General features: G+C 37.1%; 23 protein-coding genes and 1 tRNA gene. 18 read left to right on the top strand and 6 right to left on the bottom strand.

All coding sequences use genetic code 11. The annotated features are described in order from the left end of the window. Positions 1 to 208 precede the first annotated feature (208 nt). From FBT53_RS13105 to FBT53_RS13060, 10 genes are all read left to right on the top strand, one after another. Positions 209 to 964 carry a hypothetical protein gene (locus FBT53_RS13105; protein WP_136951639.1) on the top strand — a complete coding sequence of 252 codons (756 nt, stop codon included), beginning with the start codon at positions 209 to 211 and terminating at the stop codon, positions 962 to 964. 189 nt (positions 965 to 1,153) lie between these two features. After that, positions 1,154 to 1,558 (top strand): hypothetical protein, encoded by a 405-nt coding sequence (locus FBT53_RS13100; RefSeq protein ID WP_136951638.1) that lies wholly within the window; start codon positions 1,154 to 1,156, stop codon positions 1,556 to 1,558. A 126-nt stretch (positions 1,559 to 1,684) separates the two neighbouring features. Next, positions 1,685 to 2,116, top strand: a complete 432-nt coding sequence (locus FBT53_RS13095; protein WP_136951637.1) for a hypothetical protein — start codon at positions 1,685 to 1,687, stop codon at positions 2,114 to 2,116. A 65-nt stretch (positions 2,117 to 2,181) separates the two neighbouring features. Then, the gene (locus FBT53_RS13090; RefSeq protein WP_136951636.1) at positions 2,182 to 2,841 is read left to right on the top strand and encodes a DUF4304 domain-containing protein; all 660 of its coding nucleotides are present in this window, start codon (positions 2,182 to 2,184) and stop codon (positions 2,839 to 2,841) included. An 88-nt stretch (positions 2,842 to 2,929) separates the two neighbouring features. After that, a complete protein-coding gene (locus FBT53_RS13085; RefSeq protein ID WP_136951635.1) occupies positions 2,930 to 3,181 on the top strand; it encodes a type II toxin-antitoxin system ParD family antitoxin in 252 nt (83 codons plus the stop codon). Then, positions 3,174 to 3,470 (top strand): type II toxin-antitoxin system RelE/ParE family toxin, encoded by a 297-nt coding sequence (locus FBT53_RS13080; RefSeq protein ID WP_169630365.1) that lies wholly within the window; start codon positions 3,174 to 3,176, stop codon positions 3,468 to 3,470. Before FBT53_RS13085 ends, FBT53_RS13080 begins: the two co-directional genes overlap by 8 nt. A 127-nt stretch (positions 3,471 to 3,597) precedes the next feature. After that, positions 3,598 to 3,840 (top strand): type II toxin-antitoxin system ParD family antitoxin, encoded by a 243-nt coding sequence (locus FBT53_RS13075; protein ID WP_136951633.1) that lies wholly within the window; start codon positions 3,598 to 3,600, stop codon positions 3,838 to 3,840. Next, positions 3,827 to 4,120 carry a type II toxin-antitoxin system RelE/ParE family toxin gene (locus FBT53_RS13070; RefSeq protein WP_167989624.1) on the top strand — a complete coding sequence of 98 codons (294 nt, stop codon included), beginning with the start codon at positions 3,827 to 3,829 and terminating at the stop codon, positions 4,118 to 4,120. Before FBT53_RS13075 ends, FBT53_RS13070 begins: the two co-directional genes overlap by 14 nt. Positions 4,121 to 4,187: 67 nt before the next feature. Beyond that, the gene (locus FBT53_RS13065; RefSeq protein WP_136951631.1) at positions 4,188 to 5,117 is read left to right on the top strand and encodes a hypothetical protein; all 930 of its coding nucleotides are present in this window, start codon (positions 4,188 to 4,190) and stop codon (positions 5,115 to 5,117) included. A 113-nt stretch (positions 5,118 to 5,230) separates the two neighbouring features. Further along, the gene (locus tag FBT53_RS13060) at positions 5,231 to 6,169 is read left to right on the top strand and encodes a DUF5694 domain-containing protein (protein WP_136951630.1); all 939 of its coding nucleotides are present in this window, start codon (positions 5,231 to 5,233) and stop codon (positions 6,167 to 6,169) included. Between the two features lie 247 nt (positions 6,170 to 6,416). Here the strand turns inward: FBT53_RS13060 and FBT53_RS13055 are convergent. After that, positions 6,417 to 6,489: transfer RNA gene (locus FBT53_RS13055), tRNA-Met, on the bottom strand. 200 nt (positions 6,490 to 6,689) lie between these two features. Between FBT53_RS13055 and FBT53_RS13050 the strand changes: the two genes are divergently transcribed. The 3 genes from FBT53_RS13050 to era are packed head-to-tail and all read left to right on the top strand — an operon-like array spanning position 6,690 to position 9,404. Further along, entirely contained in the window at positions 6,690 to 8,054 is a 1,365-nt protein-coding gene (locus FBT53_RS13050) for a sodium:alanine symporter family protein (RefSeq protein WP_136951629.1), read from the top strand. Continuing rightward, positions 8,041 to 8,514 (top strand): RNA methyltransferase, encoded by a 474-nt coding sequence (locus tag FBT53_RS13045; RefSeq protein WP_136951628.1) that lies wholly within the window; start codon positions 8,041 to 8,043, stop codon positions 8,512 to 8,514. The genes FBT53_RS13050 and FBT53_RS13045 overlap by 14 nt, the downstream gene beginning before the upstream one ends. A gap of 2 nt (positions 8,515 to 8,516) precedes the next feature. Then, positions 8,517 to 9,404 (top strand): GTPase Era, encoded by an 888-nt coding sequence (gene era, locus FBT53_RS13040; protein WP_136951627.1) that lies wholly within the window; start codon positions 8,517 to 8,519, stop codon positions 9,402 to 9,404. Positions 9,405 to 9,470: 66 nt separating this feature from the next. Here era and FBT53_RS13035 read toward each other — a convergent pair whose 3' ends face one another. Further along, positions 9,471 to 10,004 carry a YSC84-related protein gene (locus FBT53_RS13035; protein WP_136951626.1) on the bottom strand — a complete coding sequence of 178 codons (534 nt, stop codon included), beginning with the start codon at positions 10,002 to 10,004 and terminating at the stop codon, positions 9,471 to 9,473. A 208-nt stretch (positions 10,005 to 10,212) separates the two neighbouring features. Here FBT53_RS13035 and FBT53_RS13030 point away from each other — a divergent pair, with 208 nt between their 5' ends. Both FBT53_RS13030 and FBT53_RS13025 read left to right on the top strand, forming a co-directional pair. After that, on the top strand, positions 10,213 to 11,760 hold the full coding sequence (locus FBT53_RS13030; RefSeq protein WP_136951625.1) for a choice-of-anchor I family protein: 1,548 nt from the start codon (positions 10,213 to 10,215) through the stop codon (positions 11,758 to 11,760). A gap of 203 nt (positions 11,761 to 11,963) precedes the next feature. Next, complete coding sequence (locus FBT53_RS13025) at positions 11,964 to 13,859, top strand: toxin-antitoxin system YwqK family antitoxin (RefSeq protein WP_136951624.1); 1,896 nt, start codon at positions 11,964 to 11,966, stop codon at positions 13,857 to 13,859. Between the two features lie 12 nt (positions 13,860 to 13,871). Here the strand turns inward: FBT53_RS13025 and FBT53_RS13020 are convergent, their stop codons facing one another. Beyond that, positions 13,872 to 14,312 carry an Lrp/AsnC family transcriptional regulator gene (locus FBT53_RS13020; RefSeq protein WP_136951623.1) on the bottom strand — a complete coding sequence of 147 codons (441 nt, stop codon included), beginning with the start codon at positions 14,310 to 14,312 and terminating at the stop codon, positions 13,872 to 13,874. Positions 14,313 to 14,402: 90 nt separating this feature from the next. Here FBT53_RS13020 and FBT53_RS13015 point away from each other — a divergent pair, with 90 nt between their 5' ends. Beyond that, a complete protein-coding gene (locus FBT53_RS13015; RefSeq protein ID WP_136951622.1) occupies positions 14,403 to 15,332 on the top strand; it encodes a glyoxylate/hydroxypyruvate reductase A in 930 nt (309 codons plus the stop codon). A gap of 2 nt (positions 15,333 to 15,334) precedes the next feature. Then, a complete protein-coding gene (locus FBT53_RS13010) occupies positions 15,335 to 15,748 on the top strand; it encodes a VOC family protein (protein WP_136951621.1) in 414 nt (137 codons plus the stop codon). Positions 15,749 to 15,855: 107 nt separating this feature from the next. Here the strand turns inward: FBT53_RS13010 and mgrA are convergent, their stop codons facing one another. After that, entirely contained in the window at positions 15,856 to 16,881 is a 1,026-nt protein-coding gene (mgrA, locus tag FBT53_RS13005; RefSeq protein WP_136951643.1) for an L-glyceraldehyde 3-phosphate reductase, read from the bottom strand. A 208-nt stretch (positions 16,882 to 17,089) separates the two neighbouring features. On the opposite strand from mgrA, the gene der reads away from it, so the two are divergent. Continuing rightward, the gene (gene der, locus FBT53_RS13000) at positions 17,090 to 18,391 is read left to right on the top strand and encodes a ribosome biogenesis GTPase Der (RefSeq protein ID WP_136951620.1); all 1,302 of its coding nucleotides are present in this window, start codon (positions 17,090 to 17,092) and stop codon (positions 18,389 to 18,391) included. A 6-nt stretch (positions 18,392 to 18,397) separates the two neighbouring features. On the opposite strand, the gene pbpC is transcribed toward der, so the two are convergent. Further along, the gene (gene pbpC, locus FBT53_RS12995) at positions 18,398 to 20,755 is read right to left on the bottom strand and encodes a penicillin-binding protein 1C (protein WP_136951619.1); all 2,358 of its coding nucleotides are present in this window, start codon (positions 20,753 to 20,755) and stop codon (positions 18,398 to 18,400) included. A 19-nt stretch (positions 20,756 to 20,774) separates the two neighbouring features. After that, positions 20,775 to 26,324: an alpha-2-macroglobulin gene (locus FBT53_RS12990; RefSeq protein ID WP_136951618.1), complete on the bottom strand. Its 5,550-nt coding sequence runs from the start codon at positions 26,322 to 26,324 to the stop codon at positions 20,775 to 20,777. Between the last annotated feature and the right edge of the window lie 436 nt (positions 26,325 to 26,760).

The raw sequence follows: 26,760 nt of genomic DNA, 5'->3' as shown, positions 1-26,760 counted from the left end.
TTTGAGAGAACAACAAAAAGCAGCTTAATGAATATTAACCAGAACCTAATTTAGAGCAAAACCTGTCCTAATCACTGGGGGATGCTCAAAAGGTTTTTGAGTAGAAGGAAAATTTTATAAACTTTTGATAGGCATAGGTTTGAATAGGTAAACTAATATACTATGAAATATGCTAAAGTGCATAAGGGTTTATAAAACTAAGTTAAACATGGGAACGATAGAAAAATTTAGAAAGAATTTGTTGGAAAATTATAAACCGATGTTAGATAAAATAGCCAAGTCTAAATACAAAGAAAGTTCATGTGTGTTTTGTGCACAATGGGGAGAAACTTTTCTAGATGTTAGTGAAGAGGCAAAGGTTTTTTTTGTAGGTCGTGCGGTTAATGGTTGGATTCATAATATCATAGATTCAGAAATAATATTTGGTAGTTCAGATGATAGATTATTTAATAGACCAGACCAACTTAAATGGGTAGTTACTTCATATGGTAAAACGAACGGCTATAATCCTAAAAAATCTGCATTCTGGCGTGTTGTCAAAAGAGTGGCAATTGAAATGCAAGCAATCCATGATTCAAATTGGCATAAAAAAATAGCCTGGAGTAACCTTTTTAAAGTAGCTCCAAACCAAACTGGAGGCAATCCAAATATAAAATTGCGAAACATTCAAAGAGAGTATTGTATTTCTATCTTTAAAAAAGAATTAGAATTCTTTAATCCGGAAATTATAGTTATGTTCACTGGTGGATGGGAAGGATATTTTTTAAAGAATTTAATGGGCATAGATAGAATGGAAAATTTACCAGAGCCTAAAAAAGTAATCGGGTGGGGAGACAAATATGAATCCTCGGTCTTTGAAATTGACTGTTTTGGAGAAAAAAGAAAGTTTATTGTTTCTCAACATCCAATGGGTAAAAAAGAGTTTCCCCATGTTGAGGCTATTCTAAAATTAATGTGGTATTAGTTGTTTAGGGATTTCCTTCTTTTTTTTTACTTGATTTGGGAAGAAGTTTTAACATTTGAGTCTTTACATTTAAATATTATAAGGAAGTTCAATTAGAACGATTTAATCAGTTTCAAATAATTAGTAGTTTTATACAAAAGCGATATTCGTTATTATGCGGATATTTAATTGTTGTAGGTAATTAGAATTATGGGATTTAAATCACTCGATAAATCAGATAAAACTTTTGAGGTTGAAAAACAGCATCTATTAAATACTGATGGATTCAGCTCCGAATATTGTATCCTAGATTTTAAAACCGTTACTCCGTATTATTTTAATTGTCGTGTTTGTCAGGATAGTAGTATAAATATTGATCATATAAACGCGAATTCTTTTAATCCCGAAAAAATCAAAATCGAGTTGGAATCAATAATTGAATTAGGAGGAACAGGAACAATTTGCAAGATCATCAAATGTGATAATTGTGACACGCATTATTTCGTAGGAATCGGATACATCGAGCCAAATAATGGACGTGATGTTCTTTTACTACATACAATTATTGAATTAAAAGAAAAGAAACTACCTACAACAAAACCTAAACCGCGTTAAAAGGCAGTTTAGCCAAAACGTTGAAAGTTCAAAAAAAGGATTTTCTGTCGGTGTAAGATTTAGTAGTTTTATACAAAAGGGATATTCGTTATTACGGGTATTTAATTGTTGCCACATATTTGAGAGATGATTACAAAAGACCTTTTAAATTCAGTTACAAATGACTTTTTTAGTCGTTATTGGAACCCAAAAAACGGAGATAATCCTACTTGGGAAAAATCTGAATGGAATTTTAACGGAACTATACCTAATCACGATAAACAAGGATGTTATGCGCTCTTAAAGAATGACGAAGTAATTTATATTGGGGTTGGTATTAGTAAAGGTTCAGGAATTTATAAAAACCACGGTTTGGGTTTTCGTCTAAAAAGATATTTTAAAGCCAACAAAAATCTTCAACTAAATCCCAACAAATATTTACCAACAGAAAAATGGCAGGAATTAACTGGTATTTTAACCATTGGCTTCCCTAATGAGCATTTTTGTCTTGCTTCTGCTTTAGAAATTTATCTGATTAATTATCTTAACCCATCACGAAATAAAAGCTTTAATAAATGAAACGATGTCTCAGATAAAGTTCAAGATAAGGATCATAGTGGGACCTAACGCTTTATTTTACTAAAATGAATGCAACTAAATTTAGAAAACTCGTAACTAAGCATTTCTCACCAAAAATGAAGGAATTGGGTTGGACTGGAAACGGCTTCGATTACAGAAGAATAGAGGAAAATCATTTGGTGAAATTATTTGGGATGTACGGTAGTTGGATGGGAGGATGTATTTATTGTGAAACAGGAATCCATTTCGATTTTTTACCACTTTATGAGCACGACAAACCAATTGAAAAAAAGAAGGTAACTGAATGTTTTTTTAGGGAACGACTATCAGTTGGGACATGGAAATTTTATACAGAGGAAGAAAGGAATGTGAAACAGGTCCAAAACATTTTGGAAACTTTTCTAAACGTTGGTCCGCAATTTTACTCAGATTTTGAAAATTTTCCAGACCCTTTTGACAAAATCTCTGTTGAAGATGTTATAGAAAATCAAGATTACAAATTACTGGGCAAATATGAGATTTTCAATAGGCGTAGATTTGCATTACTAATGAAAGATATTAACTTATATCTCGGAAATCTTGAGGTGGCAAGAGATTTTTCACAGTATGGAATTGCAAAGTCAAATGCACTCGCAGAGAAGATGCTAGTAGGACGGAAGACGAAGACGTATCGTTTGATGGAAGAGTCTTTCAAGATTGAAATGGAAAACCTTCGAATCAAATGATGTTTTAATTTATAAGTTCAAAAAAAGGATTTTGTAAAAACCAGAATATATGCTTAAATTGAATCATAAATAATAATATTGGTTCAATATGGCTGTAATTAGAAAATCCATCACCTTTACGGAGCAGCAAGACGCCTATGTTAAAAGTTTGATAGAACAAGGCTTTTACACAAATGATAGCGAATATATTAGAGATATAATTCGCCAAGATCAAGAACGTAGAAAACGGATTGTTGATTTGAACGAAGCCCTTATTGAAGGTATTGAGAGTGGCCCTACAGATGCAACTATAGATAGTATTTGGGAAGAGGCCATAAAAGAGCACAATGCCAATGAATAAATACATTATTAGTGCCAAGGCAAGAGCGGACTTCAAGGCAATTGCCAAATTCACGGTTCTAAAGTTTGGGGAGCAACAATCCTTAAAATATGCAGCAGGTCTAAAAAGTGTTTTAGCCGAACTGGCAGAAAATCCAGAGCTTGGTAGAAGATATGTAGCTATAAAGGATAAAATGTTACTACGTTATCGTTACAAGGCCCACGTAATTTACTATTATTTAATGGAGAATGAAATATTTATAGTTAGGGTCTTAGGTGGTCGAATGGATTTTCCGAAGCATCTTACGTAAAAGTTCAAAAAAAGTATGGGTGAATCCCCTTTTTAGGGTAGTGTAATCCCGAAACAAAGTTCACGGAAACGTAAAATAAATATAATCTGGTGCGAATAATTACTATATTGCACCGTAATTTATATTTATGCAAACTACCAGAAAATCAATAACATTCACGGCCCAACAGGATAGATGGATTAAGCTAAGAGTTGAAAACGGGGATTTTACCAACGACAGTGAATATATCCGTGAGCTTGTCAGAAAAGACCAGGCAGAGAATATGAAACTCTTGGAACTGAAGCAAGCCATAGATGAAGGTTTGCAAAGCGGCCGAAGCCCTTTAAAAATAAGCGATATCATCAAGAAGGTTGATGATGGGGAGCTATAATCTTTCCATTAGGGCGCAATTTGATATTATTGGAATTTATAAGTACGGGATAAAGTATTTCGGTATCGAGCAAGCTGTTGGTTATTTGACCGGACTGGAGGATTTTCTGGAAGAACTAGCAGAACGCCCGGAGCTCGCCAGAGATGCCTCACCAATTGCCAACGGATTAAAGTTCTATAATTTCAAAGGTCATGTAATTTATTATTCATTTGATAATGCAGGCGAAATATACGTGGTAAGGATTCTAGGGAAAAGAATGAATTTCGAAGAGCACCTATGAGTTCAAAAAAAAGGGTAAATAGACCAACATAGACAGTAGCTCAAAACAGTAAAACAACAATCAATAGATGAAGAACTTAGTATTATTTTTAATAATCTTTCCAGTCATATGCCATCCCCAATATTTCAGTGGGGAAATCACTTATCAAATTGAAATATTGCCCAAATCGGATACAGTTGATGTAAAAGACATCATTGATATGAAACATGGCACTCAAGCTAAATATGTTATCACTTCCAAGAAATATAAATCAACATACTTTAAAAACAACGAGTATAATTATTCATACACCTATGATGATAAAACCAAAAGAATGTATGATGATTATCGTGACAAACCATACGTGACATTTAGGGATTCCCAAAAAGGGAACTTTGAATACTTTGGTTCAAATGTATATAAAGACAGCATTATAAATGTTCTAGGGCATGATTGCTACATGGTAGTCACAAAGTCTGAGTATGGTACCTCCCGAACATATTATTCAGACGATATCCGCGTTAATTATTCTGACTTTGAAGGGCACCAAGCTGGAAATTGGTACAATAAACTCAAAGAAGTAAATGGAGCAATAGCCCTAAAAACCATAACAGAATACGATACATACTACGAGATACAGGAAGCAGTTAAAATAGTAGAACGCAATGTTGATGATAATGATTTTGAACTTCCTAAAAAACCTGTGGCAGCTGCTTTCTCAGCGTTGGACAGTCGAGCTGAGATGATGCAACCAACTCCTGAACAGATACAATGCTATCAAGAGAAAGTCTCAAAGGTCTCTAGTAAAGATGGTGAAAAGTACATCTGTTACATGAGTTTTTTGCTTCTAAAGGATGGAACAATTGGATATATTGAGCCATACGAGAAAGACGACTCTGGGTTCTATTTGGTAGCCTCTGACATCATACAAAACTGCGGCTTTCAATTCCAACCTGGGATTATAAATGGACAACAGGTGGATTCCCAGGTATACTTCCCGGTTGAATTTATAAAATGATTAAAGTTCAAAAATGGGATTTTCTGCCCGTCTAAGATTTAGTGGTTTTATACGATATGGATATTCATATTATGACAGAAAGATATTAATTTAGGTTATTTAAAAATATGAGGATGAAGAATTTACTTTTTCTTATTATAATCTTTATTTATTCTTTTGCAATTGGACAACGTAAAGAAATTGTTTTAGTTGGGACAATGCATCAGGTGCCTAAGATTTTAAAAAACAGTTACAGACCGCTGTTTAAAAAGTCATTACGTTATAATCCTGAAGCTATTTTTGTAGAAACTGCTATGCCTGATGACTCTTTAAGCTGGCAGTATTTGAAAAATGGATATAGCAAAAGCCTTCAAGAGTTTTATAAGTATTCTATAAAAGTTAAAGAAGAATTTAAATTCAATAAGGATTCATTAAACTATTTGTTGAGCAAAGATTTTGATAAATTGACCAAAGATGATTTTAGCAAAATTAAACTTTCATTTGCCTATCAACGGGATTATCCAAACTACTATTATTACCAATATATTCAAGATTATTTTCCTAATGGTCATAAAAAGTCTCGAAGGCACGAAAACTTTGAGTTATCTAGAAAGTTAGCACTTAGGCTACGTCATAAAAAAATATATGCTGCTGATGACCAACAAACTAATGGAGAATTCCATAAACATTGGAGAGCTTGTGAGAAGGCTTTGGTAGGTACATCATACAAAAGAAAAGAAAACAAATTAGCTCGAAAACTATTCCTAAGAGAAATTTTACCTTCAGTTGTGGGTAAATACGGAATAATCAATAATAGAATTAAACACCTTCAACTTCTAGATAGTTTAAGTGGACTTAAGTATACAAATCAACAAAACTCTGATTGTGTAAAGGCTGTTGACTATTTTAACCAAAGGAATAGACGTTTTGCTTACAATCTTGGTACACAAATCAATAAGAATAATTTTAATAAGAGTATTTTATTTGTTGGGGCCGCTCATATTATCGGTTTGAAAAAAGAATTAAGCACTCAATTTCCAAACATCAAAGTGATATTATTTGATGAATTATAAATAACTATCCGCTACAAAGAACTGAGATAATCAAAAGTTCAAAAAAAAAGGATTAATTAATCTTCTTAAAGAAAGTTTTCAATAGGCGATAAGTGGCATCTTAATCTGTTATTATTTGGGCTAAAGTCTTTCTTCATTGTGGAATCGTGTACGAAATCGTGTACGGCAGCTAGAAATACGGAAATTTCAGGCATAAAAAAACGGCTCGTTTTGGACGAACCGTTGATTTTTCTGGCCTTAGCCTTAGTAGCGGGGACTGGACTCGAACCAGCGACCTTCGGGTTATGAGCCCGACGAGCTACCTACTGCTCTACCCCGCGATGTATGTTTACTGTTGCTTGCGTAGCAACTAACTTGTCAATATAATTCGATTCAAGAACGTATCTTTTTGCGAATCGGAAGGCAAATATACAACCCTTTTTTAGAATACACCAAATTAACTTTAAAATCATTTTTAATTTTATTTCAATTCTAAAGCCCGGTTATCGTTAATACTAGTAAAATAGCTACCTTCGGCAGCATGGAAAGTTTAAACAGTTTTTTACAAGAAGCAATAAAGTGGACAGAATGGCCCATGTTTCTATTGCTTATTGGTGGAGGGGTATTTTTAGTGCTATATTCTAAAGGCTTACCATACCGGTTTTTTAGACATGCCATAGACATTACTAGGGGTAAATATGAGGATGCCTCTGCTGTAGGGGATGTAAGTTCTTTGCAGGCGCTATCTGCGGCAGTAGCTGCAACAGTAGGGTTGGGTAACATATCCGGTGTGGCCATTGCTATCCATGATGGTGGTCCTGGGGTTGTTTTTTGGATTTGGGTTACCGCTATAATCGGGATGTGTATTAAGTTTTATTCTTGTAGTTTATCCATAATGTTTAGGGGTAAAGATTCTAATGGAGCTATGCAAGGTGGTCCAATGTTCTACATTACAAAAGGCTTAGGAGAAAAATATAAACCCTTAGCCATTTTCTTTAGTATTGCAGGTTTATTTGGGTTTTTAGGCGTGTTTACTGCCAATCAGTTCACAGAAACCTTCATGGAAGTTGTAGCGCCAAATGACAATATTGCAAGTTTAGGAGAATTTAACTGGAAGCTAGGTGTGGGGATTGTGTTAGCATTGGTTTCTTCTTTGGTTATTTTTGGAGGATTAAAAAACATAGCAAAAGTGGCTACGGCAATAGTGCCTTTCATGGTCATGGTTTATTTGGTTGCAGTGTTGGTGGTGATGGTTATGAATGCTTCGGAAATTTTACCTTCCTTGCAATTGATAATAACAGAAGCCTGGAATTTTAATACCCTAGTCACTGGTGGATTTTGGGGTTTAGTCATTATTGGGGTGCGCAGAGCTATGTTTTCTAATGAAGCTGGTTTAGGGAGTGCCCCCATGTACCACGGTCAATCTAAGAATAATGAGCCTATAAGAGAGGGCTTAGTGGCCATGTTAGGGCCTTTTATTGATACCATTTTAGTCTGCACGTTCACAGCCGTTGTAATTATTTTAAGTGGTGCTTACAAAGAGGATGTTAGTGGTATTTTAATGACGCTTTCTGCTTTTAACGCTTCACTTTTTGGGTATGGTGATGTGCTGTTAATGATTATCGTTTCCGCTTTTGCACTTTCTACCTTATTTACATACTCCTATTATGGTGTAAAAAGTCTGTCTTTTTTAACCAATGCCAAAATTGGTAAATGGTATAATGTGTATTTTGTAATTATGATAGTTTTTGCTGCTGTAGCATCATTAGACTTAGTTAAAAACTTAATAGACCTTTCCTATGCATTAATGGTGATACCCAATATGATTGCCGTACTTTTGTTGGCGCCTAAAGTAAATAAAGAGGCAAAAATTTATTTTCAGAAATTAAAGAGTGAGCACAGATAATTTTGAGCACGAGTTTTTTGGAATTGGCATCCAAAATGGCAAAACGCCAGAAAATTTGGGCGTTTTATGGCGGACGGCACAGAATTTAGGAGCAAGCTTTATTTTTACTATTGGTAATAGATATGCCAAACAGGCTTGTGATACCCACCATGCGGTAAAGGCTATGCCTTACTTTCATTATGATACGTTTGAAGATTTTTATAAAAATCTACCAAAAGGAGCAGAATTGGTTGGTGTAGAAATGAAGGAAAATGCCGTGGCACTAGAAACCTTTAATCACCCTAGAAGGTGTGTTTATTTGTTGGGTGCAGAAGACCACGGATTAAGTAGAGTGGCGTGCGATAAAGCACATCATTTAATACAATTTAAGTCGATTAAAAGTTTGAATGTTGCGGTTGCGGGGAGTATTGTGATGTATGATAGAAACTTACCTAAACCTCGCATGCACAAAAAACAATAGTTATGGGAGAACATAAATCTGGTTTTGTAAATATTATAGGTAACCCAAATGTGGGTAAATCTACCTTGATGAATGCCTTTGTCGGCGAAAAACTATCTATTATCACCTCTAAAGCACAGACTACACGTCACCGTATTTTTGGTATTGTTAATGGGGATGATTTTCAGGTAGTGATATCAGATACGCCTGGTATCATTAAACCAGCCTACGAACTGCAAACCAGTATGATGGATTTTGTGAAGTCGGCTTTTGAAGATGCAGATGTATTGTTGTATTTGGTAGAAATTGGTGAAAAGGGACTTAAAGATGAAGCTTTTTTTAAAAAAATACAGCATAGTAAGATTCCGGTGTTATTGTTATTGAATAAAATAGACACTTCGGAACAAGGAGTTTTAGAAGAGCAAATTCAATATTGGCAAGATTTACTACCAAGAGCAGAAATTCATCCCATTTCCGCGCTTCAAAATTTTAATGTCAGAGAAGTATTTGAGCGTATTTTGGAGTTGCTACCCGTAGGACCGGCATACTATCCAAAAGACCAAATAACAGATAAGCCAGAACGTTTTTTTGTAAACGAAACTATCCGAGAGAAAATCTTACTACATTATAAAAAGGAGATTCCGTATGCTGTAGAAGTAGAAACAGAAGAATTTTTTGAGGACGAAGATATCATTCGTATACGTTCTATAATTATGGTGGAACGGGATAGTCAAAAAGGGATTATCATAGGTCACAAAGGCAGTGCCCTAAAAAGAGTAGGGGTAGAAGCTAGAAAAGATTTAGAACTATTTTTTGATAAACAAGTACATATAGAAATTTATGTAAAAGTAAATAAGAACTGGCGCAGTAATAGCAACCAGTTAAAACGCTTTGGGTATCAACAGAAATAAAAAAAAGAAAAGGCTGGCACTAGCGGGCCAACCTTTTCCAATCAACATCAATCAATCAAAAAACGATTATTTTACGGGGGTGAACTCAATTTTTTGTCCACCTACAGAGGCATCTGCCATTAATCCTGCTTTAGGTAAAGCAAACACAGCTACACCATCTTTATATTTTGCGTTGTAGGCGATTCCAGATTTTACTGCTACCGCAGAAGCTTCTGCTGAAAACTGAAAATTATCTGTTTTAAATTCGGCTAAATCTTCTTCCGTCTCAAAAAAGATGACCTCAATTATTGCTTGCCCACCAGCTTGTAATCCAACATTTAACTTTTTAAGATTAGCGTAACCTGCAATGTTTCCATTTTCGTAAACTACACCATTACCAGAGGCGCCACCAACAATAAATCCACCTTTACCTACATTCGGAAAAATGACATATCCGGCAGAGTTGGTGAAAAAGTTTTCTAGTCCAGTATCCGCTTTTACAAGTTGTTCATGCGCTTTGTGGGCATCAACTATAAGTTTTTCTTGTTTCTTGTCTTGTGCTGTTAAAGCAGTGCTGCATACCATTGCCAAGGTAAGGGCAATAGATTTCAAAGTTTTCATAGGTTCTGTTTTTTTGTTCATAGTATATACGGGTCAGCGCCAGTGTACAGTCGTTAAAGCCTTGTTAGTATTCCCTAAGATTATGTTATAGTTTAGGTAACCTTTTCTTAGGCTTAACCTTACTAAAACTAAAGGTAAGGTTAGGATTGGCATAACTTTTAAACGGTTGTTATTTAAGATATTGAAACGATAAATAATACCGAACAAAATGAAAAAATTTACACGACCAGCTGTATTCTTTGCAGCAGCGGCACTTTTATTTTCTTGCGAACATTTAGACGATTTTATTGGGGATGGTGGTACCAATGGGGATGGTATGGAAGGTGAAAATCCAGTATCCATCAATTTCACGCACAAAAAAACCTTTACGGTGGGTGGTGAAGGTGCTGCAGAAATTTCTGCTTTCGACGCGGCTACGGGGAGACTGTTTACGGTGAATGTAGAGAAAGACGTAATTACCGTTTATGATATCTCTAATGTTGATGCTCCAATGTTCGTGGCAGATATTGCGTTGAATGGCGCTGGTGCACCCAATAGTGTTGCTGTTAAAAATGGTATACTAGCAGTGGCTGTAGAACAAGAGGTGAAACAAGATAATGGCTACGTTAAGTTTTATGATACAGAAAGTTTACAGTTTATCTCTGCTTCTAAAGTGGGAGCATTGCCAGATATGGTAACTTTTACACCAGACGGTACATACGTAATATTAGCGAATGAAGGCGAACCAAATGATGATTACACGGTAGACCCAAAAGGTACAATTTCTATTGTAGAAGTAGCTACGGGAGCTTGTACACATTTAGATTTTGAAGCCTTTAATGGAGCCAAAGAAAGCTTACTAGAAAATGGATTCCGCGTTTTTGGTCCTAATGCTAGTTTGGCTATGGATGTTGAACCAGAATACGTAGCAGTTTCTGATGATGGCAAAAAAGCTTGGGTAAGTTTACAAGAAAATAATGGTGTAGCTGTGGTTAACCTAGAAACCAAAACCATAGAAACAATTTTACCATTAGGTTACAAAGATTATTCATTACCGGGGAATGAGATTGATCCAAGTGACAAGGATGATAAAACTGAGTTGCGTAGCGTTCCTGTGTTTGGTACGTATCATCCAGATGCTATTGCTTATTACAGTGTAAACGGAATGGATTATATAGTTACTGCAAATGAAGGCGATGCTCGTGAGTACGAAGGAGACCCTGGTTTTGTGGAGGAAGAAAGAATTAAAGACATAGTGCTTGATCCTACAGCTTTTCCAGATTGGGAAAATTTGCAGGCAGATGAAAATTTAGGACGATTAAAAATTACGTTGACTAAAGGTGATATTGATAACGATGGCGATTTTGATGAACTGTATAGTTTTGGCGCGCGTTCTTTTACTATTTGGACCGGTACCGGAGAAATGGTCTATGATAGTGGTAATGATATTGCTCAGAAGACCTTAGAGCTAACCCCCGATACTTTCAATGGAGAAGATGGTAGAAGTGATGATAAAGGTGCTGAGCCAGAAGCCGTAACTGTACAGAAAATAGGTAACAAACACATCTTATTCGTTGGCTTGGAACGTAACAATCAAGTTTTGGTGTACGATGTTAGTAATCCTGCTGCGCCAGAATTTATTCAGTTGTTAGAAACTAGTGGTGATGTAGCGCCAGAAGGTGTTCTAGCTATCGCAGCCGCAGACAGCCCAACAGGTAAAGATTTGTTGGTGGTTAGTAATGAAGTTAGCGGCACTGTTACTATTTACGAGAACTAATAGAAATAACTGTTCATAATTAGGTAAGGGCACCACGAAAGTGGTGCTTTTTTTGTGACTATATGTTTAGTGATGGAGCTGATGTGCCATATTCGCATGCTACTTTTTATAGTAGACTACTATACTATAATTTATAGGGTACCGTTATTTTTTAACCTATAGTATTGCTATTAAAGGCAGTCTAAAAAACCACAAACTACAGCATGCTAATACGATTCCTTTTCCTAACCTATATCTTATGTAACGTTATAACTATATACGGGCAAAAACAAGAAAAGCGACAAATAGTCCATCCTGTATATGGTATTGCAACAGAAGAGATTTGGTATACTGTTGAGGGCATTCCAGAATTAAAGTTAGTATATACAACAGATGAAAACTATACTAAAGGCCAAGTAGCCATTGGTACTATGGAGTATTACCATGTAAATGGGACACTAAAAGCAAAGGGACCATTTGTAAAAGTAGCTCAGCCCACTTTCAATGGAGTAACCGAAGAACGTCTCATGATAGGGAATTGGAATATGTATTATGAGGATGGTACATTACAATCTTCTTATGTATACAAGGAAAATAGAGTAAATGGTTCTTTTACAACATACCACAAAAATGGAAAGAAAGCTATTGAAGGCTTTTTAAAGAACGGTATTCCTACAGGCATTATGAGCACTTACTTTAAGAATGGGCAGTTACATTCTAAAGTGAAATATAAAGATGGAAGATTAATGAATGTTCAGGCTTTCTTTGATATCAATGGTAAAGCTTTAAGCCACGGTACTTTAAATAATGGTTATGGTACTTTTAAAATGTACAATCCAGATACAGCGCAATTGGAAGAAATACTAACACTGGAGGAAGGCGAAGAAAAGCAAGTAGAAATAACATATACCCAACGTGATACTATTACGATAACCGAGAAAAAATATAAGAATAAACAAGGTCAAATTATTAGTATAGCAAGACTAGTAGCAGGCAAAAAAGACGGGAAACAAGAATATTATAATGCAGAAGGGCAGTTAATAGAAACCATTGTTTATAGCAATGGATTAAAAGAAGGTAAGCATACCAAGTATAATCCTGATGGAACCTTATATTATGAGTATTCCTACGTGGGTGGTAAAAGAATAGGCCCATTTAAAAATCAGCTAGAAGGTTATAGAGGAGAACTATATGCTTTGGAAGAAGGAACATACGGGCAAGATGAAAAATTGCACGGAACATACATAAGATATGTGCAAGATAAAGATGAGGTAATCTCCAAGGATAAAAATAGCGCTTCAAAAAAAATAATTCAAAAAGGGGCTTATAAGGAAGGAAAAAAAGTAGGCGTCTGGGAAAGCTTTTCTTTAAATGGAGCGCTTTTGGAGCGTAAAGAGTATTCAGAAAACACCAATCAGAAGAACTTTAAAAAAGTTTATTACGCAGATAAAATCACACTAAAAACACTTGTAGAAGAAGACAAAGCCGCAAACATTCGCATTAAAAAAGACTACCATGACAATGGTCAACTTAAAAAGTACCGTAAGTATAAGAATGATAAATTAGAAGGCTTATTCACAGAATATTACAGGAATGGCATAATAGAGACAGAAGGGGAATACTGGTCAGATAAACGAGCTGGAACTTGGATAACCTATACTAAAGAGGGAAAAATAGAAGAACAAATGACTTACGTTGGTGAAGGATGCCCAGTAGAAACTAATGTAAAATTCAATTATTCTCGCGATGGACTTTTGCGATCTGTTATTACCCATTCTAATTTAATAGAAGATCCAAAAGAAGGAGGTAGTTATTATTATGAGTTTGTTCAGTACCAAGACTTTGACGACCAAGGTAAAATAGAATCCTTAACTTCTTTTCGCCATCCATCCAGCAATACACACGTAAAAGTTAAAGAGGGGATGCATCAAGAATATGATTTGGAAGAAAGTTTAGTGGTAAAAGGATTTTATAAGAACGATGAAAAAGATGGCACTTGGAAGTCGTATCACAAAAACGGTGAACTGCATCAAGAAAGATATTACCAGAATGGTATGCCAATTGGGGAATGGAAAACGTATAACGAGAAAGGTAAGATTACCCACCGAAAAAAATACTAAGCAATCCTTGTTTTAGTTTGTTTCAATCTCAGAAAGTACTAACAAAGTGTGGGTGTCTCCATAATCCATCAAACTATCTATAAGCTGTTGTAATTGCAATTGATTTTTTAGTAAAACATGTAAATGTACATTTTGGTTACCCGTAATTCTATGTGCTTTTTGTACTGCTTTTAGTTGGGGTAAAAAGGCTAAGAAAGGTTTAAGTTTTCCATGAAACACCTTTACTAGAATTATGGCTTCTAAATCATATCCCAATAAGGAATAGTCTACGGTAACACTGTATTTTTTTATAAGTCCAGTATCCTCCATCTTTAACACCCGTTCTCTAACAGCAGAAGCAGATAAATTTATGCTTCGGCCAATAGCAGCAAAAGATTGTCTAGAATCAGTTTGTAAAGCTTGTAAAATGGCAAGGTCAATGCTGTCGGCAGAAAAATCGTTGGTATTTTTCATTTTAACATAAAAATCAATGGTTAAAATTTAAATATACCGATTAATCCACTTTGTAGTTAAAGCAGCTAATCAGAAATTTGAAATAAAAAAATGAGTATAGTTATCTGTTTTACCAATAAGAACCCTAAACCTTGGCAAGAAGAGCTTAAAAGGCGATTGCCCAAGGTTAAGGTAGAAATACACCCGCAGGTCTCCCAAAAGGAAGAGCCAACTTTTGCATTGTGTTGGAAAGCGGATTTTGATGTGTTGAAAACCTACCCAAATGTACGGGTGCTACAATCTGTAGGTGCATCTGTAGATCACATCATCAATACGCAAAAACTACCACCTAAAGTTGCCGTAACCCGGGTAGTAGACCAGCAGTTAGCAAAAGATATGTTTACCTACGTACTCACTGGAATTTTAAATTTTATCAGGGGAACGAATTGCTACCAAAAAGCACAAACCAATAAGGTTTGGGGGCAAAAAAGCTACAATACTATTGCAGAAACACAGGTGTGTTTGTTAGGTTTAGGTAAAATTGGGGCGTACGTGGCAACGGAATTGGCAGGCATGGGATTTAAAGTAACTGGCTGGGCTAAAAATGCTAAAAATTTAGATGGTGTAAGTTGTTTTTATGGAAAAACAGAATTATCTAAAGCTGTTGCAAAAGCAAAAGTTCTAATTAACATGTTACCTTATACTGCAGATACAGAAGGTATTTTAAATAAGAACTTACTGATGTCATTACCCAAAAATGCTTTTCTAATTAACGTGGGTAGAGGGGAGCATTTGGTAGAAGAAGACCTTTTAGCCGTTTTAAACAGGGGGCATCTTTCTGGCGCTTTATTAGATGTTTTTAGAACGGAACCATTGCCAGAAAACCATCCCTTTTGGGAGCACAATAAAATACAGATAACACCCCATGTTGCAGCCTTAACCAATATAAGTACGGCAACAGCGGGTATTGTAATGAATTATAATAAGGCCATAGCAGAAGAAGACCTGCTCAACCAAGTTTCAATACATAAAGGATATTAATAATGCACGTTTTTCACCATGCGTTCAAGGTAAAAGATATTGCCAGTACGTACCAATTTTATCATGAAGTTTTACAATGCAAAATAGGCCGACAAAGTGAAAGTTGGATAGATTTTGATTTTTTTGGCCATCAATTGTCTGCTCATGTTTCAGAGAATATGCCGCCTTTAGACTATTGTGGTACCGTAGACCAAGTACAAGTGCCAATTCCACATTTTGGTTGTGTTCTAGACCAAAATACGTTTAAAAAGGTGCAGAAAGCTTTGGAGATACATGATATAAAATTTATAGTTCCGCCACAAACCAGATATAAGGGAAAGCAAGGAGAGCAACAGACTATGTTTGTCTTAGATTATAGCAATAATCCTATAGAATTTAAATGTTTTAAGAATGATGCTGAACTATTTAACCCATAAGCAATACACAACGCATTAATTAAGTTGAGAGAATAATGTACTGGTCTGGAATTCATTTTTCAGTACACTGTATTTACCTAAATACTGTATTGTAAAAAGCAAAATGATTAGTTGTTAGCATCTATAATAGTTTCTATACGTTCTAATTCTTCGTTGGTGAAATCTTGTTTATCAAGTGATTTTACATTATCTTTTAGCTGTTGGGGCTTGCTAACCCCTACCAAGACAGAGGTTACTTGTGGTTTATGCAATAGCCAGGCTATAGCCATTTGTGCTAAGCTTTGTCCTCTTTCTTTTGCAAGCGAATTTAAATCTCGGATTTTAGTTAAAACTTCATCGGTAATTTGATTGGTTTTTAAATAACGTGCATCTCTTACAGCGCGGGAGTCTTCTGGAAATCCGTCTAAATATTTATCCGTTAATAAGCCCTGTGCTAATGGAGAGAACACAATGGAACCTATTTGTTTTTCGTCTAGAACTTGTAGTAGCCCTTCTTCTACCCATCGTTCAAATAAACTATATTTAGGTTGATGTATTAATAGTGGAGTCCCCATTTCCTTTAATATAGTATATGCCTTTGCCGTTTGTGCTGCAGGATAATTAGAGATACCAACATACAGGGCTTTACCTTGCGTCACTAACTGGTGTAGCGCGGCCATTGTTTCTTCTAATGGCGTATTTGGGTCTGGTCTATGATGATAAAAAATATCTACATAGTCTAGCCCCATCCGTTTTAAACTTTGGTCTATGCTGGCTACTAAGTACTTTTTAGAACCAAAATTACCGTAAGGGCCAGGCCACATATCGTATCCTGCTTTGCTAGAAATTAGAAGTTCGTCCCGGTAATTTTTAAAATCCTGTTGATAAATTCGACCAAAATTAGTCTCTGCAGCTCCGTAAGGAGGACCGTAGTTATTGGCTAAATCAAAATGTGTAATTCCGTGGTCAAAAGCGGTTCTTAAGATGGTTCTCGCTTTAGATAAATCGTCCGTATCGCCAAAATTATGCCACAGTCCTAAAGAAAGTTTGGGCAATAGAATACCAGAATTACCACAACGTTTGTATTGCATTTTTTGGTAACGTTCTGTATTTGCCGTATAGGATAGTAAAGTATTTGTGTCGTTGATTTCCATATTCATCGCGAATCATTTTTAAAACAACCGTTAAATTACAACAAGCCCAAGGCATAAGGATGATATAGAAGCAGAATCAAGTGATATTTAAGAGTTATTTAATGTTTTTAGAAAAGAAAAGTAGAAAGACCCCATATTTTCTACCACAAATCCTTAAGAAATAGCAGCCTATAAAAATTAATGGTACTTTTGCCAAAAATTTCATTGGATGGGCGCTATTGTTGCTATTGTAGGGAGACCTAATGTTGGTAAATCCACCTTTTTTAACCGTTTAATTCAGCGTAGAGAAGCTATTGTAGATGCGGTTAGTGGGGTTACTAGAGACCGTCATTATGGTAAGAGCGACTGGAACGGTAAGGACTTTTCTGTTATCGATACCGGTGGTTATGTGGTTGGGAGTGATGATATCTTTGAACAAGAGATAGATAAACAAGTAGAGTTAGCAATAGAGGAGGCAGATGCCATCATTTTTATGGTAGATGTAGAATCTGGCGTTACGGGTATGGATGAAGACGTGGCTAATTTGTTGCGTCGCGTAGAAAAGCCGGTCTTTTTAGCCGTTAATAAAGTAGATAATGCACAACGCGAAGCAGATGCGGTGGAGTTTTACGCCTTAGGACTCGGAGAATATTTTACCCTTTCTAGTATTAATGGTAGTGGTACAGGTGATTTGTTAGATGCGTTGGTAAAAGTATTGCCAGAAGAGGTAGAAGTAGAGGACGATTTGCCACGTTTTGCCGTGGTGGGGAGACCTAATGCCGGTAAATCTTCTTTTATCAACGCTCTAATAGGAGAGGACAGATACATAGTTACAGACATTGCGGGTACCACCAGAGATAGTATAGATACCAAGTATAACAGGTTTGGGTTCGAGTTTAATTTGGTAGATACCGCGGGGATAAGAAGAAAAGCCAAAGTAAGAGAAGATTTAGAATTTTACTCCGTAATGCGCTCTGTAAGGGCTATTGAACATTGTGATGTTTGTATTCTTATGTTAGATGCCACACGTGGGTTTGATGGGCAAGTGCAAAACATTTTTTGGTTAGCACAACGTAATAATAAAGGGATTGTCATTTTAGTAAATAAATGGGATTTGGTTTCTAAAGAAACCAATTCTGTACGGGATTATACCAAGGCGATTAAAAAACAAATTGAACCTTTTGATGATGTGCCCATTCTATTTGTTTCGGTGCTCAATAAGCAACGTATTTACAAAGCTATAGAAACCGCCGTAGAGGTATTCCAAAACCGTTCTAGAAGAATCCCTACACGCAAGCTCAATGATATTATGTTGCCTATTATTGAGAACAGGCCTCCACCTTCGCTAAAAGGGAAATACGTTAAAATTAAGTTCTGTACGCAGCTGCCTACGCAATACCCGCAGTTTGCATTTTTTTGCAATTTGCCGCAGTACGTGCGCGATCCATACAAGCGTTTTCTAGAAAATCAAATAAGAGAGCAGTTTGATTTTTCTGGAGTGCCAATTACCGTATTTATGCGTAAAAAATAAGTAGGCCTAGTCTGTACTTGCAGTTGCTACAGTTATTTCTTGGCTAAGTAGGTTGCCTTCCTCATCCATTACGCTAAGAGTATATTCGCCAGGAGTAATAGGAACTAGCAACTCATGGAAGTGTTCTGTTTCGCCTACAAAAGTATGGTCTATGTACCAATACACTTTGGCATCTTTTTGCTGGTGGGCTAATTTTAGAACAACATCTTCAGGACTAGTATCAAATCCTTTAGGGAGCAGAATGGTTTCATTTTTCTTCGGATAGATGAAAGCTATTCTGTCATTATTAAGGGCAGAACATCCGTCTAAAAAGGGAGGTAAAGCTTGGTAATTGCTTTGTTTTTGAGCGTAATAATATTCTAACTGAGGCGGTAAGCTAAACCATGATTTTTGTTGCATTTCTGCTAAGGGATAGCACGCATTATTTACACGGAAGGTACCCGTTTGGTCTAATGATATTTGAGTGTGGTAAGGGCAGGGTGCACCGCGCTTACCGTTAGTTGGTACTAGTTCTTCAAGACTATCTTCGCAATAGGGAGTGGCATTATAACCGCTTTTGGTACAGACTTGCACCGTTGCCATATCATCATAAGGTGTGGAAAACCAACCCGATTTTGGCAGGCTGCGCAGTACATCAAACAATAATGGTGCAGCAGCCGTGATACCCGTTAGTCCTGGCCTGCCTTCCCCATCGGCATTCCCTACCCAAACTCCTATAGCGTATTTTGGAGTAGTACCAACGGCCCAAGCGTCTTTAAATCCGAAACTTGTCCCGGTTTTCCACGCTAAGGCTTGGGAGTCATCAAAGAAATACCAATTCTCATCACCTTCTGGTCTATTAACTTTGCGAAGGGTTTGCAGTGTGGTATACAAACTGCCTGCACCTAAAAAGGGTGGTGAAAATTGATTAGAGCCTTGTTTCGGTATAATTTCTTTTTGGTAATGCGGCAATTGAAATTCGTTTTTACGGTATTGACTGCTGTTCTTTACGTAATAATTCACAGTATTTGCCATACCGGCAAAGGTGCTAGTCAATTGCCATAAACTGCTCTCCGCGCCACCAAGAATAATAGGTAATCCATAATGGTGCGGCGGTTTATCAATACTGTGTAAGGTCGTTTTTTCTAATTTGTGATAAAATTTTTCTAAACCGTAGTCTTGCAATAAACGCACGGCAGGGATATTCAAAGAACGGGTTAAGGCGCTACTGGCAGGCACTAGTCCACTAAAAGAGTTATCATAGTTTTTGGGTTCGTAACCATTAATGACGGTTGGTATATCTTCTACTAAAGTGTTGGGCAAAAGATGACCTTCTTCTAGCAGAGCAGCAAACAATAATGGCTTAAGCGTACTACCTGTACTACGTTGTGCGGTAACCATATCTACGTAATACGCTTCTGTTTTTTTATTTGGCGTGTTCCCAATATAGGCAAGAACCTCTTTAGAGGAAACCTCTAAAACTACAATTCCTAAATTATGAATTTGATTGCTTGCTAGCTGTTGATGATGACGCAGTGCGATATTATTTAATTGGCCTTGCAGGGCAAAATCTATCGTGGTTTTTATATTTTGTCCAGGGTATTCTTTTGCTATACGCGCTGTTAAATGAGAAGCATAATCTGGTAAGGGTAGCGGTTTTTTTGGTAGCGGTTCTAATAATGCTAACTCTAATTCTGTAGCATCTATTATTGCCGTTGCATGTAACTTTCTTAATAGTCGATTTCTTTTATTTAACAGGGAAGTGTCATTCTTACCCGGAAAAATTAAGGAAGGTGCATTAGGTAAAACTGCTAAGGCAGCGCTTTGCCCCCAACTTAGTTGTGCTGCTGGTAATCCAAAATACCGCCAAGCGGCGGTCTCTAAGCCTACAACATTACCACCAAAAGGTGTGTGGCTTGCGTGCATTTTTAATATTTCATTTTTAGAATACCTCGCTTCTAACCGTGTAGCCATGAAAATTTCGATAAGTTTTTCTAGGTAAGAACGTTTTTTTTGACCTCTACTTAACCGTATTACCTGTTGTGTTAGCGTACTTGCCCCTCTACGTGTAGATTTGGTTAGGTTGTGTTGTAGGGCTTTGTACATGGATACAGGATTAAAACCTGGATGCTTGTAAAAATAAGCGTCTTCAAATTGTAAAATACATTGCTCATATTTGTAAGGAACACTATCTACAGCGGGGAATCGCCATTGCCCATCTGAGGCAATACGCGCACCTATGAGTAGCCCTTCTTTACTGTAAGCTACAGTTGCTGTTGGAGCAGTGAATAGGGGTTTAGGTAAACAGAAAAGCCAAACTAGGAATAGTAGCGAGGCTATCCCTAGTTGTATGCGGTGTCTTTTTAAAACTGCAATCCACTTCATGCAACAAACACCCTTTACTTTACTGCACTACTTTTACCCAAGTGCCTTTGGTACGTGCGCTAATCGTATTGTCATACATAGCTTCTACTTGCGAGCCAGGTAGATAATATGTGCCTAGATAGGAGGCATTTAGTCTCACCACAAAGCTTTTAGAACTCTTGGCTTTTAAACCAAAATAAAAATGCGTTCTATCATCTCTGGTATCTTGGTAATCTACACCTTGAGAATTGTTGTTGTTATCTACAAAGGAAGTATCTACTAGCTCCCAGCCACTTGGCAATAATTGGGTTAGCGCAAGATTATCCATATCATCATTAGTAGTGTTGGTTACACTAATACGGGCTTGGAATTCTGTTCCTTGTCGTAACTGGTCAACAGAAAGGCTACTCCCATCACTATTGATGTAGCTGGTTTTAAGTACTACTTTTTGCTGTTGCTCTAACTCTTGACCCACAGGCAAACGCCCTTGTAAATTTAAAGTGGCATAAACCACATTGTTGCGCTTATTATTTACGGTCACTGTTGCTGTGGTTTTACGAATAGGTAAATCGCGAATGGCAAGGGCTTTGTCACTCTTAACATTGTATTCTTTACCGTTATAAATGTAGCTAAGGTCTATAGCTTTTCCGCCGTTTTTCTTGGCCATTTTAGCCATGGCTAATAAGGCATAGGCTGTTTCCTGCGTACTGTACCATTTATCTGAAGATAAATTTTTAGCCAAACTTAAGGCTAATTCGCGCTGCTTATCACTACCCAATAGTACAAGGGTTTCTAGTGCCATCGCTCTATTTCTAAATACAGAACCGTAGGTATGATAATCTTCCCTTTTAGGAGTTATTTCAATGTTAGCCTTATTTATAAGCTCTTGAGCAATACTTTTTTTGCCAATTAAGGCATAAGCAGCAGCCAAACGCCATTTAGCATTATTACTAAGATTAGACTGCCCTCTTAAGCGGTTCATAGCAGCAAGTTCTGGTTGTTGTGCAAGGGCTAAGGTGTATAAGCGGTAGGCTTGGGTAAGGTCCGTGTTGTAGCTATATCTTGCCCCATTCCATTCTCTAGCTGTTTTAGTCTGATAACGTAGCCAGTTGCTTAAAAAGGTTAACGGTAACTGGTACCCTCTACTCTTAGCTTCTAGCATAAAATGCCCTGCATAGTTGGTGCCCCATTCATCTGCGTAGCTGTTACCAGGCCAATAACTAAGTCCACCATCTGTAGTTTGGAAATCTGACAACTTTTTAATCGCTGCTTTTATATTTTTCTCTGTAGATTTTTGTTGGTTGTAACTAATATCTAAAATAGAGGATAAGAATAATTGCGGAAATGCTGCCGATGTAGTTTGCTCTACACAACCATGAGGATAAGATATAAGGTACGCCAACCTTTTACTAAAATCCATAGGAGGTAGGGTAGAGAATTCTACCGTAGCATTGTTACTGCCACTAGTGCCAAATACGGTAAAATCAAATGATTTTTTTTCATTCGCTTCTAGCGTATGTAAGGTGCTATTTGTTGTAATAGGATTTGGATTACTAATCTGTATTTCCGTTTTGGTAGTTGCTTTTTCTCCAGCTCCGCTGGCAATGACTTCTATGGTCTGGTAAGCTACATTTGGCTTTACTTTAAAATCAAAGTTTACTACCTGGTCACCTATACCTTTAAAGTTGAGATTTTTAGTAGTATTCCCTAGAGGTTCCAAGGCTTCCGAAGTTTTAATGGTAACCGCAACGTTTTTTACCTTTTTTTCCATGGCAAATACGGTAACAGGAATAGTCACGGTTTCTCCGGGTGTTAGTTTTCTGGGCACAGAGCTTAAAACCATTAATGGCTTACGTACAGGAACGCTTTTTTCGGTATGGCCATAGGCTCCTTTGGCATTACCAGCAACCACCATAGCGCGTACAGCCCCCACATAGTTGGGCATTTTAATAGTATGCTTGTCTTTACTGCCTGCCTTTAAGGTAAAAGGCCCTAAATAAGTGACTACAGGTTTAAAACGCTGCGCTTTTCTGTTTTTAGCGCCTTCTGCCATACCGCCACCCCCAATAGCATAAATATTATCCACGCTTATAGAGTAAGCGCCCATCACCGCATCGTAAATGTCAAAGGTTTTTACACCTAGCGCTTTTCTAGCATAAAAATGAGCATGGATATCTGGTGTTTTAAAACGTGTGAGGTCTAACAGCCCTTGGTCTACTATAGCAATACTATAGGTCATAGGATTGTTGCGTGCTTCACTTACCGTGATGGTATAGTTCTCTTCTGGTTTAAGGACTTCTGGCACATCAATTTTTGGTGCTAGTTCTGTAGCAGGATTAGTAACTAGCAAGGGCATCACGCCATAGAGCCGTACGGGCATATCATTGCGTACTTGGCCATGTGGCTGTAATAACGAGATATTGATATATACATTTGGAGCCATTTCTGGCGTAATTTTTATGCTGGTTTTGGTTTCTTTGTCTTTGGTGCTAATCCACTGCTGCGATAAAACTTCAGAACCATTTTCTATACTTACAAGCGCTTTGCCTCCTGCAGAAGAAGGAAAACTTATGGTAGCCTCCTCTCCCGTTTCGTAGCTTTCTTTGTCTGATGCAAATAGCAATATTTTAGAGCTTTCTGCATCACCATTATGCGCTCTATTCCACCAGTTGCGATAAAAATAGGCGGTACGCCCAGTAGCGTGGCCAGAAGCTTCATCAATAACACGAATTAAGAATCGGCCTCTATCATTCTCAGGGATAGAGAGGCTAAAACTGCCCTTGCCTTGCGCATCGGTAGTAATACTAAGTTCTTTATACGGAATATGCACAGAAGCATTATCATATCTAGAAAGATTATCATTACCACGATTCCACCACCATCGCCATGCAATCTCGTACACCTTTACGGTTAGTTTACGTTGTGCAGCAGCCTTGCCTTGAGCATCTACAGAGATTACGTCAAAAGTGGTCTTTTCATCAGTATAAAAAGAACCATATTGCTTGGGTTCTGGCGATTGTAAACCTACAAAATAACGGTAGGGAGCAAGTGGTTTGGTAAATACATCTAAAGAATAGTCGCCCCCTTGTTCGTAGGCCAGGGTGGTAAATGTAGCCTGTAACATGCCCGGTGCATTTTTATTGACGCTAATTTCTTTTTGTATCGCTAGTAGGCCATTATCATCTACGTAATCTTCTAACAACTGTAGTTCAGTATTGGTAAAACTGCGGACTGGGTCCTTAAAGTTGTACTTTTTGTAGTTAGGGAACCCTGTGTTTGCTACAGAAATTTTTGCATTTATATCCACCTTTAAATTGCGAGCAGGTGCACCATGCAGCCAATTAACTTGTAGGTTGCCCACAACTAAACGGTTTGCCTCTAAAACTTCTTTGTTAAAACCTAAATCTATTTTTAGCCTATTTGGTTTTACGGTTGCAATACGGAGGGTTTTATTAAATGTTGCTCCTCCTACTTTTACCGTTGCCGTCCAGCTGCCAGTAGGTGCATCCTCAGTGGTGGGAATAGGAAAATAATAAAATTGACCTTCTTTACGCGCAAATAAACTATCATTAACCGCTACAATCGGGTCTTTTAAAACGTTCCGTTGTACTAATTTACCCCTAGCATCAGTAACTTCTAAAACTACAGGATGGCCTTCTGGGAGCGGGTTGCTTTTATCATCTAAGGCAAAAGTTAAATGAACTATATCTCCTGGGCGGTGCACCCCACGTTCCGTGTATAAAAAGCCCTGCAGCCCCTTTTTAAGAGAGGCGCCAGAGACATCAAACTTACTTAAAGAAAGGGCATTACCATCTAATAACTTAGCATAAGCATAGTTGTTTCCTTTTTGTGCTACAGCAAAGGCAATAGTAGCATCACCATCATACACGCCTAAACCTTTTGTATCTGTAGTGATTTCTGCTAGTTTTTGTTGTTGAAAATTGTAAAGCGAAATCTTGGTGTTCCCTTCGGGTTGTGCGGTTAATAAATTACTTGTAGCAAAATGGTACGACTTATTCGTTCCTTTTTTAACAATCAGCCCTAAATCACTCCCCAATAAATTGATACTTGCCACACGGTCAAAATTGTAGTAAGCCTCATGGCAAGGATTTTCCATTTCTTCCCAATTGTAACGGTAAGAGCGCCATCGGTACAATTGATTATCCCAATATTGCTCTTCTGCATTTTCCGTTGGATTTTCCATCGCTATTTGGTCCAATTCAGTTTCGGTCTCAGAGCCTTCACACGTGTATAGGGCGTGCACTTTTCTAAAACTAAATTCAACCCGGTACATAGCACCAGGGTCTACTTGCATCAACTTAGATAAATCTAATGCATGGGCTTTCCAATAGCTTAGGTCTTTTTGTCCGTCTTTAGTAAGGTCTATAACTTTGTAGGCAACGCGCCTGCCTACCGCTTTAAGTTCATTGTTGTAGTTGTCTGTTAGGTTGTTATATTGCAAATGCTGCAACATGTTGTTCTGAAATATTTGTATAACCCTAACCTCTATAGCTTTTAGATTTACGGTTTCAAAATAAAGGGGAGTTGCCGTGCTGTTGGGCAAAATGGTACCTTTAGAAAGCAGGCGTACTTGCGGTTTTAATTGCTCAAAGGACACCTTTTGGCCAAAATGGTCTTTTAGCGCAACCCCATAGGCACTTTTTATACCACTAAATACCGTGATCATTACTTCTCCTAAGATTCTGTTAGAGGGGTACACATGGAGCAAATTCCCTTCTACCTCATACCTAAGTTCATCTGCTTCTGAAATTCTAACAAATCCTTTTAAATCTTGATTTTCTTGTAAGGCTTCAGAGAAATTAAGGGTTACATAGGCATTAGGTGCTGTAGAGGTTTTAACATCTACGATTGTAAAATTGTTTTTACCAGGAACAGGATAGTTTTGGTTTCCTTTTTGGTCCACCCCCACCGCAGCACCATCATAGGTAATAGCCAGTTCACTATCTTCTGTTTTACGTTGAATACTATCTATGGTAAAGTTGTAGTATTTGCTATAAGGTTCCGTATTAGACCATTTAATTTTTACTGATTTACCATCATGCCAGACTTTTAAAATTTCAGAAATTTTTTCTGTAGGCAGTAAATCAGAAGCTTGTAATGTACCTGTTAGGTATTGCCATTCTTTAGAATACGATTGTAAATGGTCTAGGTTGATATTAAAATTAGGTGTTAAGGTCTTAAAAGCGAAGGTGTAGTTTTTATATTTTGCCGGCACATCCTCATACAACTTATCTAAGGCTATGGTTACATTGTATTCCGTATCTGGTTGTAATAACTCTTCTGGTGTAAAAAGCAAAGTGTTACCGTTTTCTATGACGAGTTTGCCTTTAACTTTAGGTCTTATTTTTATATATTCTGCGGGAATTTCTTGGGTTAAATCGTACTGCGAAAGCGGATTGGTAAGCCCTACGGTAATTGGCTCTGCAATACTATGTTGCCCCATGGTGTGGTAGCTAACGTACGCCTTAAAAGCAAATAGGTTGTCTGTAGTTTCTGCTGGGGTATTCTTTTTACAGCTGCTCCAAAATAGAAGGGCTAAAGCAAAAAATGTGTATTTCAATAGTTTCATGTGGTGGCGTGATTTATTGGTGCTTACTACTGCAAGATACAGCAATTAAATGCTATTTATCTCACGGAATACCGTTAAGTGTGTTAAAGCGTATGTAAAGAAAAAGATGAAATACTATCAGTTATTTATATCTTTTTTTTGAATCTAAGCTAGACTAAAGTCTATAACCTTTTTACAGTGCGATAATTATTTCAAATGAATATCAAACAAACAAATAATAAAGAAATGCGATGAGGTATACTACCATCAGAATTAAATTAGTGCACCAAAGCCAATCCAATTTAGAAGTTTGTAGTAGTTCTTTCGTCGTCAGCACAAATGTGATGCAGGTAATTAGCATGGCAAGGACAAGCATAGCCATCCCAGCATACAGCATAAAGTCACCCTTAGACTGCCAGAAATAATAATTCAGTTTAATGAATACTAGCAAAATGCC

The organism is Flavobacterium sp. ASW18X (genome assembly GCF_005144745.1).
GTDB lineage: Bacteria > Bacteroidota > Bacteroidia > Flavobacteriales > Flavobacteriaceae > Croceivirga.
This window is presented reverse-complemented; position numbering and strand designations above follow the sequence as displayed.